General features: G+C 54.9%; 11 protein-coding genes. 5 read left to right on the top strand and 6 right to left on the bottom strand.

Going from position 1 to position 16406, the window contains the following annotated elements:
• The first annotated feature begins 12 nt into the window (after positions 1-12).
• A complete protein-coding gene (locus OLTU_RS27755; protein ID WP_141735980.1) occupies positions 13-2877 on the top strand; it encodes an FAD-binding and (Fe-S)-binding domain-containing protein in 2865 nt (954 codons plus the stop codon).
• A gap of 13 nt (positions 2878-2890) precedes the next feature.
• A complete protein-coding gene (locus OLTU_RS27750) occupies positions 2891-4699 on the top strand; it encodes a glycoside hydrolase family 15 protein (protein WP_141735979.1) in 1809 nt (602 codons plus the stop codon).
• On the opposite strand, the gene aac(6') is transcribed toward OLTU_RS27750, so the two are convergent.
• On the bottom strand, positions 4663-5115 hold the full coding sequence (aac(6'), locus tag OLTU_RS27745; protein ID WP_141735978.1) for an aminoglycoside 6'-N-acetyltransferase: 453 nt from the start codon (positions 5113-5115) through the stop codon (positions 4663-4665). The two genes, OLTU_RS27750 and aac(6'), sit on opposite strands and share 37 nt — an antisense overlap.
• 109 nt (positions 5116-5224) lie before the next feature.
• Here aac(6') and OLTU_RS27740 point away from each other — a divergent pair, with 109 nt between their 5' ends.
• From OLTU_RS27740 to OLTU_RS27730, 3 genes are read left to right on the top strand one after another with little or no spacing between them, the layout of a single operon-like run.
• Positions 5225-6691, top strand: coding sequence for an alkaline phosphatase D family protein (locus OLTU_RS27740; RefSeq protein WP_141735977.1), 1467 nt, complete (start codon positions 5225-5227; stop codon positions 6689-6691).
• Between the two features lie 58 nt (positions 6692-6749).
• Positions 6750-7853: a metal-dependent hydrolase gene (locus OLTU_RS27735; RefSeq protein ID WP_141735976.1), complete on the top strand. Its 1104-nt coding sequence runs from the start codon at positions 6750-6752 to the stop codon at positions 7851-7853.
• Entirely contained in the window at positions 7850-8254 is a 405-nt protein-coding gene (locus tag OLTU_RS27730; protein ID WP_141735975.1) for a VOC family protein, read from the top strand. The genes OLTU_RS27735 and OLTU_RS27730 overlap by 4 nt, the downstream gene beginning before the upstream one ends.
• Positions 8255-8417: 163 nt before the next feature.
• Here OLTU_RS27730 and OLTU_RS27725 read toward each other — a convergent pair whose 3' ends face one another.
• From OLTU_RS27725 to OLTU_RS27705, 5 genes are all read right to left on the bottom strand, one after another.
• On the bottom strand, positions 8418-8810 hold the full coding sequence (locus OLTU_RS27725; RefSeq protein ID WP_141735974.1) for a BC1872 family protein: 393 nt from the start codon (positions 8808-8810) through the stop codon (positions 8418-8420).
• A gap of 98 nt (positions 8811-8908) precedes the next feature.
• On the bottom strand, positions 8909-9568 hold the full coding sequence (locus OLTU_RS27720) for an RNA polymerase sigma factor (RefSeq protein ID WP_141735973.1): 660 nt from the start codon (positions 9566-9568) through the stop codon (positions 8909-8911).
• Between the two features lie 129 nt (positions 9569-9697).
• Positions 9698-12499 (bottom strand): 7TM diverse intracellular signaling domain-containing protein, encoded by a 2802-nt coding sequence (locus tag OLTU_RS27715; RefSeq protein WP_176737023.1) that lies wholly within the window; start codon positions 12497-12499, stop codon positions 9698-9700.
• 73 nt (positions 12500-12572) lie between these two features.
• Complete coding sequence (locus OLTU_RS27710; protein ID WP_141735971.1) at positions 12573-12920, bottom strand: SpoIIAA family protein; 348 nt, start codon at positions 12918-12920, stop codon at positions 12573-12575.
• 23 nt (positions 12921-12943) lie between these two features.
• A complete protein-coding gene (locus tag OLTU_RS27705) occupies positions 12944-16132 on the bottom strand; it encodes a PAS domain-containing protein (protein WP_218110322.1) in 3189 nt (1062 codons plus the stop codon).
• Between the last annotated feature and the right edge of the window lie 274 nt (positions 16133-16406).

Genomic DNA, 16406 nt, shown 5'->3' with positions numbered 1-16406 from the left:
TGAGGATGAACCATGATGGACTGGCAGGATATGCTGAAGGAACGTGTCAAAGGACCTGTATGCTTTGATGATGGAAGCCGGGCGCTTTATGCGACCGATGCCTCCAACTACCGCCAGATGCCGCTCGGCGTTGTGCTGCCCGAAAATGTGGACGATGTGATAGCCACCCTCGATGTATGCCGGACCTTTGATCTGCCGGTGCTGTCCCGAGGGGGAGGAACCAGCCTTGCCGGCCAGTGCTGCAATGAAGCCGTCGTGCTCGACTTCAGTCAACATATGACCCGCATCTGGGATTTTGATCCCGAGGCGAAAACCATCTGGGTTGAGCCTGGTGTCGTCCTGGATGAACTCAGGGACGAGGTCCAGCCGCATGGTCTCACCTTTGGCCCCGATCCTTCCACGCACAATCACTGCACGCTGGGCGGCATGATCGGCAATAACTCCTGCGGTGTGCATTCGGTTCTCGCGGGCCGTACCGCTGAGAATGTCCTCGAACTTGACATCCTCACTTATGAAGGTCAAAGGCTGCGGGTGGGCCGTGGCCATGATGCGAACGATGGAACGGCGGCAAACCTTTACCGTGATCTCAGACTGTTCGCGGAGAAGTACGGACCTTTGATCCGGAAGAAGTTTCCAAACATTCCGAGACGGGTGTCCGGCTATAACCTGACCGCTCTTTTGGACGAGAATGGTTTTGATGTGGCCCGTTCGCTGGTTGGCTCCGAGGGGACCTGTGTGGTGATCCTTGGGGCCAAATTAAGGTTGATTGATTGGCCTCCTTCGCGGTCCATCGCCATTATTGGGTTCTCGGATATTTTTACAGCCGCTGAGGCGGTTCCTAACGTGCTCGAATACAAGCCGATCGGTTTGGAAGGCATGGATGACTACCTCATCGAATGTCTACGTAAAAATAAATTGGCCGAGGAAGGTTTGAAGATTCTTCCTCAAGGCAAGGGCTGGCTTATCGCCGAATTTGGCGGTGATTCGGAAGAGGAATCCCATGCGAAGGCTCAGCATCTGCTCGATGGCCTCCGCACCAAAGGCCGGATCGTGGACGGCCGGGTTCTCAGGACGGAGGATCAGGAGGAAAAGATCTGGAAGATCCGCGAATCCTCGCTCGGAGCCACAGCCCGCATTCCGGGTGAGCCGGATACCTGGGAGGGCTGGGAGGATTCCGCAGTCGATCCCAAACGCCTGGCGGAATATTTGCGGGAACTGACCAAACTCTATGGAAAATACAATCTCAAAGGCTCGCTTTATGGGCATTTTGGAGATGGCTGTCTCCATACCCGTCTGAATTTTAATTTTGCGACAGAGGAAGGGATCGCCTCGTATCGCCAGTTTATTTATGAAGCCGCTCATCTGGTCAACCGGATGGGCGGCTCCTATTCGGGCGAACACGGGGATGGGCAGTCGCGCGGGGAACTTCTGCCTCTCATGTTTGGCGAGGAACTGATGGAAGCCTTCCGCCGCTTCAAAGCCATTTGGGATCCCCGAGGGAAAATGAATCCCGGTAAACTGATCGATGCTTATCGCATGGACGAAAACCTGCGTTTGGATGAAGCGCGCCATATCCCTGAGGTCCCCACGCACTTTACCTTTGCCGAGGATCAGGGGCATTTCGGTCGAGCCACGCTGCGCTGTGTGGGGGTCGGCGAATGCCGGCGTGATAAAGGTGGGACGATGTGCCCGAGCTATCGCGTGACGCGTGAGGAGGCCCATACCACCCGAGGGCGCGCGCATCTTTTATTTGAAATGTTGAACGGGCATGGGCTCAAAGGGGGCTGGCACGATGAAGCGGTGAAGCATTCGCTGCACCTTTGCCTCGCATGCAAAGGCTGCAAGAGTGATTGTCCGGTGCGGGTGGATATGGCCACTTATAAGGCGGAATTTCTCTCCCACTATTATCAGGATCGGCTGCGGCCACGTCACGCCTATGCGATGGGACTCATTCGCAACTGGGCGGTTCTGGCCCGGAAAATGCCACGTTTGGTGAACGCTGTGAGTCATGCACCGGGCCTCGGGAATCTGGTCAAGTGGGCTGGTGGCGTGGCGCAGCAGCGGGAGATGCCGCACTTTGCGCCGGTGACCTTTCGTCGTTGGTTTGAAAAAAGACGGGCCCTGCCCGCCGATGGTCAGGCTGTGATGCTCTGGCCGGATACCTTCACCGATCATTTCACACCCGAGATTGCCAAGGATGCTGTTTTCGTCCTCGAAACCCTGGGTTTTTCCGTGAACCTGCCGGAGCGTGAGCTCTGCTGTGGGCGGCCGCTTTATGATTTCGGCATGCTGAAGAAAGCCAAGGAATCCCTCAGTGATATTCTGGATACCTTCCGCGATTCCGCGGCTCGTGGCCTGCCCATCATCGGGCTGGAGCCGAGCTGCGTCGCCGTCTTCCGGGATGAGTTGAAAAACTTTTTTCCCGATGATCCAGTGGCCCAGCGCCTCACCCGGCAGGTGAAAACCTTGAACGAATTTCTGAATGAGCAGGGGCGCGACATTGAACTGCCACGCATGGAAGGAACGGCGGTGGTGCATGGACACTGCCATCAGAAAGCCGTCATGGGATTCAAGGCCGATGAAAAAACCTTCGAGCGCCTGGGTCTGGATTTTTCCATTCTTGATTCCGGATGCTGCGGGATGGCCGGATCGTTTGGCTTTGAGGCCAGCAGCTATGAAGTTTCCGTGGCGGTCGGTGAGCAATGTCTTCTGCCCGCCGTGCGAAGCGCGAAACGCGGGACTTTGATCATAGCGGATGGTTTCAGTTGCCGGGAACAGATTCAGCAGCTCACAGGATGCAAGGCCCTGCATACGGCCGAGGTCCTGGCCATGGCTTTGCGTGGGCATACGCTCCCAGGCGCCTTTAACCCGAGCTGAAACAGGAGCGTTTATGCAGCAGGCCATCGAAGATTATGCTCTGATCGGCGATTGCCAGGCGGCCGCTCTGGTCGGACGTAACGGGTCCATCGACTGGCTTTGCATTCCGCGTTTTGATTCCAAGTCCTGCTTTGCCGCGCTCCTGGGAGATGGCACGGCCGGCTACTGGCGGATCGCCCCGGTTGATCCTGTGCTGCGTATTGAACGACAGTATCGGCCTGGAACGCTGATCCTGGAAACCCGTTTCGAAACGGAACATGGTGTCCTGGTGCTGACGGATTTCATGCCCCCCCGCACCGAGGAGATGGACCTTATCCGCATTGTGCGTTGCGAGCAAGGACGGGTCGCCTTTCGCATGGAGCTTTGCATTCGCTTTGATTATGGATCCTATGTTCCGTGGATCAGTATCGGCCAACAGGGAGCGCGTGCCCTCGCCGGGCCGGACAGCCTTTACCTGCATAGTGCCCTGCCGCTGCGGGTGGAAAATCTTGTGATCGCTGCCGAAGGTGAACTCCTCTCAGGCGGCAGCGAACCCTTTGTCCTCACCTGGTATCCGTCGGTCCGTGTGCCGCAAAGGGCACCGAATCCCTACGAAAGCCTCGATCATACGCAGGAATGGTGGCAGGACTGGAGTCGGAAAAATCGGGCTCAAGGCAGCTGGCAGCCCTTCATCGAACGTTCCTTGATCACTCTCAAGGCGCTCACCTATTCCCCGAGTGGCGGCATGATCGCAGCGCCCACGACCGCGCTGCCCGAATGCATTGGCGGCGTCCGCAACTGGGATTATCGCTATTGCTGGTTGCGCGATTCCGCCTTTACACTGTCAGCGTTTCTGGCCAGCGGTTTTGCCGAGGAAGCGGAGGCCTGGCATGACTGGCTCCTGCGCGCTGTCGCTGGGGATCCTGCACAGATGCATATCGTTTATGGGATCAGCGGCGACCGCATTCAACTCCATGGAGAGGTGGAACTCACGTGGCTTACCGGTTACCGGGATTCACGCCCGGTGCGGATTGGAAACAAGGCCAGCACACAGCTGCAGCTGGATGTTTACGGTGAGGTGATGGAGTGTCTTTACCTTGGCCGGAAATTTGATCTCGAACTCGATGCCACCGAATGGAATTTTCAGAAGGCGCTGCTGCACCACCTGGAGTCGATCTGGAAGGAACCGGATGCCGGGATCTGGGAAATACGGGCCAATCCGCGGCACTTTACCCATTCCAAGGTCATGGCCTGGGTGGCCTTTGATCGCGGCGTGAAAGCGGTCGAAAATTTCGGATTGGACGGTCCTGTGGATCACTGGATTCAGATTCGCGAAACCATTCGCCAGCATATTGAAGCGCTGCATTTCGATCCGAAACTGAATGCCTATGTGCAGTTTGCCGGCAGCCAGCAGGTGGATGGCAGTCTTTTGACCCTGCCGATGGTGGGTTTTATCGAGGCGAAGGATCCCCGGATGGTGGGAACGGTGAACCTGATTGAAAAGACTCTGCTGCGCGATGGTTTTGTGTACCGCTATCAGACCGACGATGGGCTGGACGGTCTGCCGCCCGGGGAAGGGGCTTTTATTCCCTGCACCCTCTGGCTTGCGGATGTTTATCTTATGCAGGAGCGTTGGGATGAGGCCATGGAACTGGTGGAGCGTATCCTGGGCATCGCCAATGATGTGGGTCTTTTGTCGGAGGAATATGATCCCCACAACCGCTGCCTCGTCGGCAACTTTCCGCAGGCCTTTTCTCATGTCGCATTGATCAATACCCTTATCCGTTTGGAAGAATACGGGATCTTCTACTCGGCCGAAACCCGGAGTTTCTTGCGGAAATAAACCACCCGCTCCGTTTCCTCGAAGCCCCAGCCTCGATGGGCTGTTTGGGAGAGCGTGTTGGTGATCTCTGTATCCGAACCCAGCTCAGCCAATCCACGGCTCTCCGCCCATTTTTCCGCAGCCTGTATGAGCTGCCGTCCTACACCCTTATGCCGCCAGTTCTCAGCAACCCAGATGCCTTCCACAAAGGCGACAGGGCTGGTATCACAGCCGTTGGCATAGGGTCGGAGGCTCACTTCGATAAATCCCAGGGGCGAACCGTTCTCTTCCGCCAGGAAAAGTCCCCAATCATTCTGGCCAATCAGGTCGTGAATTTCCTGGAGGTGCTCCTCCTGCGTGGACTGGGGCCAGAGAGCATGGCGCATGTCCGCCCAGTGCGGGCCATCGGACCTGGTGATTTTGCGGATTTGAATCATCAGCTTTCCCTTCCTTGACTGGATATTTTGTACTTACTTACTTCAATTTTAACCCGGATTCCTATAATGACCCCGAGGTTTCCTTGCATGATGGCTGTCAGGAGTTTTTATGGAATGGAAAGGCACCAATCCTCCACAGATGCCCTGGGGCGTGCAACTGGGTGATATCAGCCCGCGCAGCGTGACCATCTGGAGCGCAACCGATCGACCCGCGACGATGCTGGTGGACATTGCAGATAATCCTGGCTTTCGACAGGCGCAAACCTTCGAAGGTGCCGTTGCTCTGGCTGCGCAGGATTTCACAGCAAGGCTGGCCCTTGAACGACTGCCTCCTGCTGAACTTCTGCACTATCGCGTGCGTTTTCGCGATCTCGAAAATCCACAGCTCATCAGTGAGCCCACCACAGGAGTTTTCCGCCCGCTGCCTGCGCGCCCGCAGCGTCTTCGTTTCTGTTTCTCAGGCGACACCGCAGGGCAGGGCTGGGGCATCAATCCTGAGTTTGGCGGCATGCGCATCTATCAAGCGATGCTGCAAAGACAGCCGGACTTTTTTATTCACCTGGGCGACACGATTTATGCGGATATGCCTCTGCCGTTGACCGTCCCGCTGGATGATGGCCGCATCTGGACCAACCTCGTCACCGAAGCCAAAACGAAGGTGGCCGAGACGCTGCAGGAATTTAGGGGCAACTATCAATATAACCTACTGGATCAGCATCTCAGGCGCTTTCATGCCACGGTTCCCATTCTGGCCCAATGGGATGATCATGAAGTGCTGGACAACTGGTATCCGCAGGAAATTCTCGATGATGCGCGTTACACGGAGAAAAGTGTGGCACGCCTCGCCAGCCGCTCCCGTCAGGCTTTTTTTGAATATAACCCCATCCATCCCGAGGCCATGGCGCGGCAGCAGATTTACCGTTCGTTTGCCTTCGGTGATCTTCTGGAAATCTTCATGCTGGATCTCCGAAGCTATCGTGGCCCCAACAGTCCGAATCGCCAGACCCTCCGTTCGCCGGCGACTGAGGTCATGGGATCCGCGCAACGGGACTGGCTTAAAACTTCCCTCGCCTGTTCCAAGGCCATGTGGAAAATTATCAGCAGTGATATGCCCCTCGGTCTTTTGGTCCGGGATGGCTCCACGGATTTTGAAACCATTGCGAATGGCGATGGTCCTCCGCTGGGACGCGAATTGGAAATCGCGGATCTTCTCGCGTTCATCCTGCAGAACGATATCAGGAACGTGGTCTGGATCACCGCCGATGTTCACTATGCAGCCGCGCATTATTACAATCCGCAGAAGGCTCAATTCAAAAACTTTAAACCGTTTTGGGAATTTGTTTCCGGTCCCCTGCATGCGGGAACCTTTGGTCCCAATGCCCTGGATAATACCTTTGGTCCCGAGCTTCGCTGGAAGGGTATTCCGGATGGAATGAAGCCCAATCGTTCACCCGCTGAGGGGCTTCAATTTTTTGGTGAAATGGAAGCCTCAATGGAAACACTGCAGATCAGACAATTCGATCTTCACGGCAACGCCGTCTTTGCCATGGAACTTCCGGCAGAATCCTGGCTATAGTGGAAGTCATGGGCCAGGAATCGGCCCTTATCCATGTTCAGCCTGTGGAGGATAGCCTTTGGATCCGATCGCCCATACTCTTGCCGGAGCCACGCTGGCCCAGACGGGTCTGAAGAGGCTGACACCGCTTGCCACAGCAACGTTAATCATCGGAGCAAACCTGCCCGATATCGATGGGGTCATGAGTTTTTTCGGTTCGGACACGGCCCTTGAACATCGCCGCGGCGTGACCCATGGGATCCTGGCTCAGGCTTTGTTCCCGTTTCTCCTTTGCGCGGGGATCCTGGCTTATGACCGCTTCATTCGGCGGCGCCGCGATCCTGCCCGGCAACCCGTTCGACCTGGACTGATTCTTCTGCTCGCCTTCATCGGCGTGCTGAGTCATCCCTACCTCGATTGGCTGAATACCTACGGCGTTCGCCTGCTGATGCCATTCCATGGCCGCTGGTTTTATGGGGACACACTTTTTATTATTGATGCCTGGATGTGGCTCCTCATGGGAGCTTCCGCAGTCTTTGCCTGGTCACCGACGCGCTGGAGTCAATGGCTTTGGCTCATCCTCGGCCTCGGGGCCTCCACTCTTGTGACCGCAACGGCCTTGGTACCTCTTCCAGCGAAATTTCTATGGTGGATCGGCATCGCCGGGATCGTCATCGTTCGCCGCCGCGGCATCTCCCCGACCCGCAATCGCAAGGTGGCCCTTGGGTGTCTGGCCGCGTTTGGGATCTATCTGGGGCTGATGAAGGTGGGCAACCGCCGCATCCAGGACAAGGCGCAGGACTGGGTCCTGGCCCATTATGGTGAAACCCTGACTGATATCATGACCGGTCCATTGCCCGCCAATCCCTTTCATCGGGAAGTCGTGGCCGTGACCGCCACGCATTATTATGGTCTGCGTGTGCCGGTGCTGGATCACGACGCGATCGTGGAGCGTTATGAACCTGTGCCCCGGCCACAGCCGGATCCCATTATCCAGCTCGCTCGCGCCCAGCCTGAAATTCGTGGCTTTATCAACTGGGCTCGTTATCCTGTTTATGAAATCCAGGAGGCCGCCAGCGGGTATCGGGTCATCATCCGCGATCTGCGCTACGTGCGTCCGGATCAGGATCGTGCTGAGGGCATCGGCTTGGTGGAAACCTTTATCAACCGAGGTGAGTTATGAGCATTGAATTGAACCATACCATCGTCCATGCACGCGACAAGCATGAATCCGCCGCGTTCATGGCTGAAATTCTGGGCCTTCCGAAACCCGAAACCTTTTATCATTTTCAGGTGGTACGAACCGCCAATGGTGTGAGTCTGGATTTTCTTTCCACGGATGAGGAATTCACGCCGCAGCACTATGCGTTTCTGGTCAGTGAAGATGACTTTGACGCGATTTTTGCCCGGATTCAAAAACGCGGCCTGCAATACTGGGCTGATCCCGGGGCGCAGCGTCCCGGAGAAATCAATACGAATGACGGTGGCCGTGGAGTTTACTTCATGGATCCGTCGGGCAATTATCTGGAAATTCTCACAAGGCCCTATGGCAGCGGCGCGGCGAAGGGGCGATCGCGTTCCTGATCCGGATTGCAGAAAAGGGGTGCCCCAGGCCGTAAAATTGCGGTTCGGACGTCCTCTTCCCGGGTCTGGACCAACCAGGACACAGGATGCCTCAAGGTCCATCGTGCCCAGGAGCCGGTCCAGGTTCTGACGTGGGGGGAGGTTCCTGGGAATCTCCCCTGATTCAGCTGAGAGCCGTTCCGTCCGGAGTTGCATCCGGACGGTGTTCGAGCGCTTTCATCGCCGCCATGCAGATGGTCATGGGGGCCTTGTCGCCCAGAGCCGCTCCGGAATGGACAAAGTCCGCCCTCTGAAGATAGCGCAAAAATTCCGCCGGACTCGACCAACCGCGCTTTTCGCCTACCATGGCAAACCAGCCATCTTCCACAGGCAGGAGCGTAATCCCCAGTTTTTCCACGATTTCCCAGGCCGCTGCGATGTCCTGACTGTAGGCCCGCAAAGGGCGGGACTGGCCGGATGGGAGCTGCTCACGAATTTCCCCGGTTTCTTCATGAAAAACCTCATGACCCAGCACCTTGCTGGCCATAAAAATATCGATCTCCCGGCTCTTTTTCATTTGTTGTCGCCTTGTAGTGGACAGATTCCAGAAACGGAAAGAATCTAACCTGTACACAATGGCAAGTCCAGTGCGCAGTCCGAGGGGGATTATTTGTCTCAATTCCGCGCGTTTTCCTCCATCCATTGTTGCATGGTCTTCGTGACGATAAGACGAAAGCGGCGCAAATGAGACAGGACCGTGTTGCTCTTCATCTGGAGGCTCTGGGCGATGTCCTTGACGGGCTTATGCTCGAGGTAAAACAGTGTGGCGACGGCCCGGCGGGTGGGATCATCATGATTGTGGATCAGATCCTCCAGGACCTGCATGTGCTCCTCAAATTGCAAAAGGCTGACTTCGAAGAATTTGCGGCTTTCAGGTGATTCCGCTTCGAGGTTCAGTTCGTCCATAGGCACAAGGTACTTCTGTTGCACTTTCTGGGATCGGATGGCGTTGATGCATTGATTGCGTGCGATCGCATGCAACCAGCCCGGCAAGGCGCTCCTGTCCTTGAGTCTTGTCAAATTATTCCAGGCCAGAAAGAAAATATCCTGAACCAGATCGTCGGCCGCCGCATCCCGAAAATTAAAGAGCCGCACAACATTGCGAACCATGGAAGCATGATTCGCATAGAGCTGTTGGAAAACAAGATTCAAGTCCTCGTGCCTTGTGGCCGCCTGCATGTCAACCTCGAATAATTCAGGAGATCCGTCTGCGTCCTGCCCGCGAGGATTGATGCCACGCGAACAGCGCGTTCGCAATAGCAAGGAACCTGCCATGCTCTATATCGTGAAAATATTTGGGAGATTGTTTGGATTCCGGCGCGGGTTCTTTGTTTTCGAAGAACCTGCTTCCCGGATTTGCGCATGACGTTGAACGTGAAAATCACAGACGTTGAGAGTGAATCGTCAGGCCACAGATAATTTATCGGGACTGGTTTCACTCACCCGATCGGGGACATGCTTGGGAAAATGGATAACGAAACGAAAACTCGCAAATGAGGTTTCCTTGAGAGCGGAAGGCTCATCCAGGATGATCTCAATGCGACCTCCGACATTCTCCAGACTCATGCGGACGGCATCCATGCCGACGCCACGACCGGATATTTCGGTGATCTTGTCCGCTGTCGAGAAACCTGAAACCAGGACCAGGCCGGCGAGTTCCGCCAGTTTCGGGGCGTCGCTCATCCTGATCAACCCCTTCTCCAGCGCTTTGAGCCTGATCTTCTCAATGTTGAGTCCTCTTCCGTCGTCCTTATAATGGATCATGATACGGGTGTCCGTCTCCTCGAGTTGCAGGAAGATGGACCCTTCGATCCTCTTGCCCTTGCGCTGTCTTTCCTCGGGACTTTCGATCCCGTGATCCAGGGAGTTGCGGAAGAGATGCATCAAAATGGAACTCAGCAGCTGCTTGGAAGGTTCATCAAAGAGGCAGGGGGATTCATCAATAATCAGCATGGGCAGGCTTTTGCCCAGCCCTTCGGATATCTTTTTCAGGGCCGTCATCTGGCTTCTGGCAATCCGCGCGAACGAATCCCGGTACATGGCCTTGAGATCATGGACCCTGGCGAGGAGGGCCTCCCTGGAAATCTCCGGGGACTTCACAAGCCGCTCCAGACTGTCCACCTTGCCCGCCAGATCCGCTGAAGAGATATCAAAGAGCTGCCCCCCGCTTCTTTTGAGAACGTCCTGATCGATCCGCTGATATTCCGCAATTTCCGCAGCAATGGTGGAAACGATCTGTTTGAAAACTTCGATGCTTTGACCCGTATTGGCTTTGGTCAGGCCTTCGAATTCGTGCAGACAGGTTTCGGCTTCATGGATCTGAGTCGAGATTTCCTTGAAGCCCAGAGCTCGTGAAACACCTTTCAACGTGTGCAGGCGCCGCCAAATTTCTTCCACATCATCGGCATCCGGATTCAGAGTGCTCTTGAAAAACACCTTCCTGATGATGTCGAGACAGGTTTGTATGTTGAGAATGAAGCCCTGAAAATCCGCGCTCCTGGTTTTGACGATCCGGATGATCATCTCGTTCTCGCGCCGGGAGCGTTCGCTCTCGATCTCGATTTTCCTTAAGTCCGTCACATCCTTGATCACCAGGAGCACATCCTGAATCTGGCCATTTTCGGCAGAATAAATCGGAGACCAGATCAGCTCGAAGATCCGGCCACTGCATTCCAGTTGATCCGGCAGAAGTCCTGCATTGATTCCCCACTGTGTCTCGCTTTCGCCCACCGCGGTGGACAGAATGTTCATGATCATCGCAATGTCGTCAGTACGCAAATTGGAACGGGACAGAAGGATTTCCTTGATGCCCTGGCCTTCCTTCAATTCATGCGTGTCATTGTGAAGAATCACCTTCCTGATGAGCTGCTCCATGAATTTGGAGTGGCCCTTCCGCAGTTTGCCTTCACCATCGATCTTCAGGATGCCGAGGGGAATGGAATCCAGGATGGATTGAATGTCCTGCGTTTTCTCGCGGACTTCCTTTTCGAGGCCCTTGTTCAAAGCCCGTATGGCCTGATTTTTTTCCCAGCGCAGAGTATTGATCTTGTCCGACAGAGCGAAGGACAGGAAGATGATCTCAAAGAATTGACCGATTACGTTCGCATAGATGGTGAACGGAGACGTTGAAAGCGCCCCGTGAGCTGCAATGGCTGTCACCATCCAGCCACTGAGTGCGAAAATCCAGGCCACGATCAGATATCGTGCGGCCTTGTAGCCCTTCCGCAGGTGAATCATCGAGATGATGAGGATGATGATCGAATTGATCAGGACCTGCAGAGTGAGAGGTTTGATAATGAAGGAATAACCCAAAAAGGGAAAGAGGGGGAGATAAGCCAGGGAAATGAAAAAGCCGGCTTGCAGGATACGGTAATGGACCGGAGCTTTCGTCTTTAGAACGAGGAAATCCATGACGAAGGCGTTGACCAGACTGATGCTGATCGCCATGGAGAAGATGCCGATATATTCATTCAGCACAGGATGCTCGGGCCAGACGAACTTGTAGCCCATGCCGGCAAGATAGCTTTCCCGGATGACTGAGAGGATCACGAGCACGCTATAGACGAAATACTGCTTGGACCTTGTGGAAGCGGCGATGGAAAGATTGTAAATTCCCATGGCGATGAAGCTGCCGAAGAACAGCGCATAGATCAATGTTTCAAGAATCGCGGCTCGATCATGAGCGGACTCTGTATAGGCGAAGTGGGCGAGCTGAAGACTGCTCCCGCTCTTGATGCGGATGTAATACTTTCGGGTGCTGTCCGGTGGTTCCTTCAGGTTAAACGTGATATCCCGGCTGGGTTGAACCCTTTGGCTGGCGGGTATGCCATCGCCACTGATTTGAGTCTGGATCTGCTGAGCATCATCACGATAGTAAAGAATCACCTCGTCGAGGAGGGAATAGGGGAAACTGAGAATCCAGGTGACGTCCTGGGGACTGGGGTTGGTGACGGTCAGCAGGAACCATATGGGTTCCTTCGAGAACGCGAAGTTGGGATTCTGAATCGGTTGGAATAAGGCATCCACCTGTCCCGAATAAACCTGCTCATCCTTCAGCTCCTGGTGGTCCATCAGATACTGGGTATGGCCTGCCAGAGGCATTTTTTCAGGATTCTGGTCAATCCTGACCTGACCGACAAGACCCGACGCCGGGAAAAATCCAAGCGAAAGGATTGCAATAAGCAGGGCTGATTTTATTTTTTCCAAGTGCTGTGATATTCCTCCTGACGGTCCGAATCCTGATCGGCACATGGGGCGACAACATGAGCTGTCTTTCGTATCATGCATTCAGCCAGGCAATGGCGGACGCCAGGTCATTGTAAAAAACGCGGTGATCATCATTAAAAGCAAGCCTTGCCAGATAAGCGATTCTGGTATTGGGAACGACGATCGCCCGGCGTAACCGAATCGGTGCAATCTCCTGATCCAGCTTCCACTGGGAGAGTGGAACTTCCACAGGAGGCGCTTCCATTTCAAGCGCATCATACAGCACGCGAGCCTGCTCGGTATCCTTCACCAGTTGGATAATCTGGGTTTGAGCATCACGAAGAACGGCTTCCGTCGGCACTCCTCTGATACGCGCCACGATAATGTTACCAACCGGCTCGACCCAAAGCTGATTATTCATGTCTTTCCCTATGTGATTTGGACTCATAAGTGTTTGCCTTGCTCGACCTCTTGCAGTCGCCTCGGATACACAAACTTTTCGATAGTTTCGATTAATTCCTGGCTATTCAAAGGCTTGGTTAAATGACTATTGCAACCCGCCGCGCGGGTGCGCGCCCGTTCCTCGACCATCGCATGAGCCGTCAGCGCAATGATGGGCTTCGTATACCCATTTAGACGCAAAGCCCGGGCCGCCTCATAGCCATCCACACGGGGCATTTGAATGTCCATCAGCACGAGGTCGAATTCGGAACTCAAGGCTTTCTCGATCGCCTCCTCGCCGTCATTGGCCACAGCCACGGTGGCCCCATAAGTCTTTAAAACCCGTGACACCAAAAACTGATTGTCCGAGGAGTCGTCAGCCAGAAGCACTTTAACGCGAGCGAGGCGCTGCTTCTGCCCCGGTTTGTTGGGAACGCGGAAAGGTTCGCTTTCCTTTTTCACCAGGCGTTCCGTAAGCCGCACCGGAATCCCGCCCACAAATGTCATGATAAAGGTGCAGCCCTGCCCCTCATGGCAGTCGCTGATCGTGATATTGCCGCCCAGCGCGTTGGCGAGCCGCCGCGAGAGCACAAGGCCCAAACCCGTTCCCCCATATTTTCTGGTTGTGCTGTTGTCCGCCTGAACGAAAGGTTCAAACAGCTTCTCCTGCTGGGAGGACGTCAGGCCGATGCCGGTATCCCTCACTTTGATCTCAAACTGCGCGCGATCCTGATCTTTCCATGCAGAGGCCACCTGGATACCGACACTGCCTCTGGTGGTAAACTTCACGGCATTGCCGACGAGGTTGATCAGAATCTGCCGGATTCGGGTTGGATCCGATATGATACGGCGAGGGGTATCGTCCTCGATGCCGAATTGCAACTCGATACCCTTCTGCCTGGCTTTATCTTCAAAAAGATTCATGACCTCCTGGATAAGGTCAACCAGGGAAAACTCAATTTCCTCAACATCAAGCCGTCCCGCCTCGACCTTGGCCAGATCCAGGATGTCATCGATAATGCGAGTCAAGGCCTTGGCATTGCGCGAAATGGTCTCGACGAACTGTGTCCGTTCCTCGCGAGCAAGATCCTCGTCCTTCAGGAGATCCGCAAAACCGATAATCGCACCCAAGGGTGTTCGGATTTCATGACTCATATTCGCCAGGAACGAAGTTTTGGTTGCGTTTGCCGCTTCAGCGGCTTCCTTGGCTTGTAAAAGAGATGCTTCAAGCTGCTTGCGTTCGGTCACGTCCATCACAATGCCCGTAAGAGCATACGGGTTTCCTTGAGAGTCATCAAGCAATCGCGCGCGCGAGATGATGAAGCGAATGTTGCCCGCGGAATCAAAGATGCGGAATTCATCGGCGTAGTCCTCCCGGTTTCGCAGACACCTCTCGAGAACCATGAAGCGCGCTTCCTGGTCGTCAGGATGAATATGCGTTTCAATGAATTCCGCAAGATCGTCCGCTGGAACCTGCATTCCGAGTATGGCCGCTGTGCCTTCCGAATAGGTGATCTTTCCTGACGCCAGATCAAGGTACCAGGCGCCCATTCCCGCACCCTGGAGAGCTGTTTGAAGCTTGCTTTGGGCCGCCTGCAGTTCATCGGCCAGCATTTTCTGATCATGGATGTCCGTGTTCGCACCGACGTAACGAATCAAGCGGCCGTTCGCATCCCGGATAGGCACGCCGCGTACCAGATGCCAGCGATACTGTCCATCGGAGCCGCGCCTGAACCTCTGCTCCATGTGAAAGGGTTGGCCTGCAGCCACCACCTCGTACCAAAGTGCATTGGTGCGCTCGACATCATCCGGATGCATCGGAAGCGTAGCGGGATCATCCCAGCGGGTCCCGCGGGGAAGGCCCAAATATTGGTACCACCAGGCATTGTACCAATCCACGAAACCATCCGGCGTCGCTGTCCAGACGATAACCGGCAAGGCATCCGCCAGCTCCCGGAAATTCGCTTCGCTCCGGACGAGCTGTGTCCGCGCCAAAACCTGAGCGGTGACTTCCGAGCCCAATATCATGATGCCGTCGATGGTTCCGCTTTCATCCCGTCTTGCTGCGTAAGTAACATTGAAATAGCGGATGCGGTCGCCCACCGTTACCGGAATTTCGTGCAGCAGCGCGGTCTCTCCGGTGCGGAAGACTCTATCCAGGATGCCGTGCACTTCCACGGATTCCGGTTGGGCCTCGTGCACGCTTTGGCCCGTCGCATCAAAGCCAAGGGTCTCGATGTGAGCTTCATTGACAAATTCAAAAACGTGGTCCGGTCCCTTCAGGATACACACCACCTCCGGCGACAAGCGAAAGAGATTGCGAAAGTTCTCACGCTCGTTTTCGACAGCCGCTTTGCTTTTCTCGATCGCGTGTCGGGCCAGAGTTTCTTCCGTCACATCAATGACAATCGCCAGGATTCCTTGGATTGTGCCATTGGACGCAACATAAGGATGATAACCAAAGTTGACAAAGTGCGTTTGCATTTCGCCGTTTTGGTCAGGGATATTGAGGGGCATGGCCTTGCCGATCCAGGGTTTGCCCGTTTTATACACCCTGTCCAGTATGGGAATGAAGGGCGACGCTTCTTCCGGTCGGAAGGCCTCCGCCACGGTTTTGCCTACAACCTTGCGGCCGACAAAGCGTTCATAGGGCTCATTGGCGAGCACAAAACGATGGTCGGGGCCCAGCATGATCACCATGGGAATGGGTGCCTGCATAAAGAAGCCGTAGAGGTCTTCCCGTGCCCATTCCACTTCGCGGCTGAGCTTCTGAGCCTTCTCCTCGGCCAGAATCTTGGCCGTAACGTCACGGAAGATGACGACGACGCCTTTGATCTGGCCCGGATTATTGCGGATGGGAGCGGCACTGCCCTCAATGACAAACTCGCGGCTGTTTTTTGCGATAAGGACAGCAGGTCCCACAAGATCGACAGGTTGACCTTCTCTTAAAACGCTTTCAATCGGGTTTTTGGCCGATTCACGGCTTGTCTGATTTATGATTTGAAAAATCTGCAAGGCATTGCGGCCTACGGCTTCATCAAAGTTCCAGCCAGTCATTCTTTCGGCAGCCGGGTTCATGAAGAGTATGATGGGATCCGCCGCCGCGGACGTTGCTATCACGGCGTCGCCAATACTGTTCAAAGTGGCAGAAAGCCATTCCTGACCTTCAAAAATATTTTCGAACGCATTCATGCCGATACGGATATGAGGCGATTCCATTGAAGAGTCCATGTCACCTCGCTGCGCAGATTTAACTGACTGATTGCGGCCGGCACGGGGCATCATCCACCAGGCTTTCGCTGGCTATTGCAATCTTAAGGCCAACCGTAATCGATCCGAGACTGCGCCCCCCTGAGGGGCGAGTCCGACTGTTCTACCAGGTATGAGTGTTTTATGCCAGCTTTTGAAGAATGACGGTTCTAGCTTTTGCGCTCCCTTCACTCTATTATCGCCCATGGAGGGCTAT

This window comes from Oligoflexus tunisiensis (assembly GCF_001748245.1).
In the GTDB taxonomy this organism is placed as follows: Bacteria; Bdellovibrionota_B; Oligoflexia; order Oligoflexales; family Oligoflexaceae; genus Oligoflexus; species Oligoflexus tunisiensis.
The sequence above is the reverse complement of the archived record's forward strand: the minus strand, read 5'-3'. Positions and strand labels throughout refer to the sequence as shown.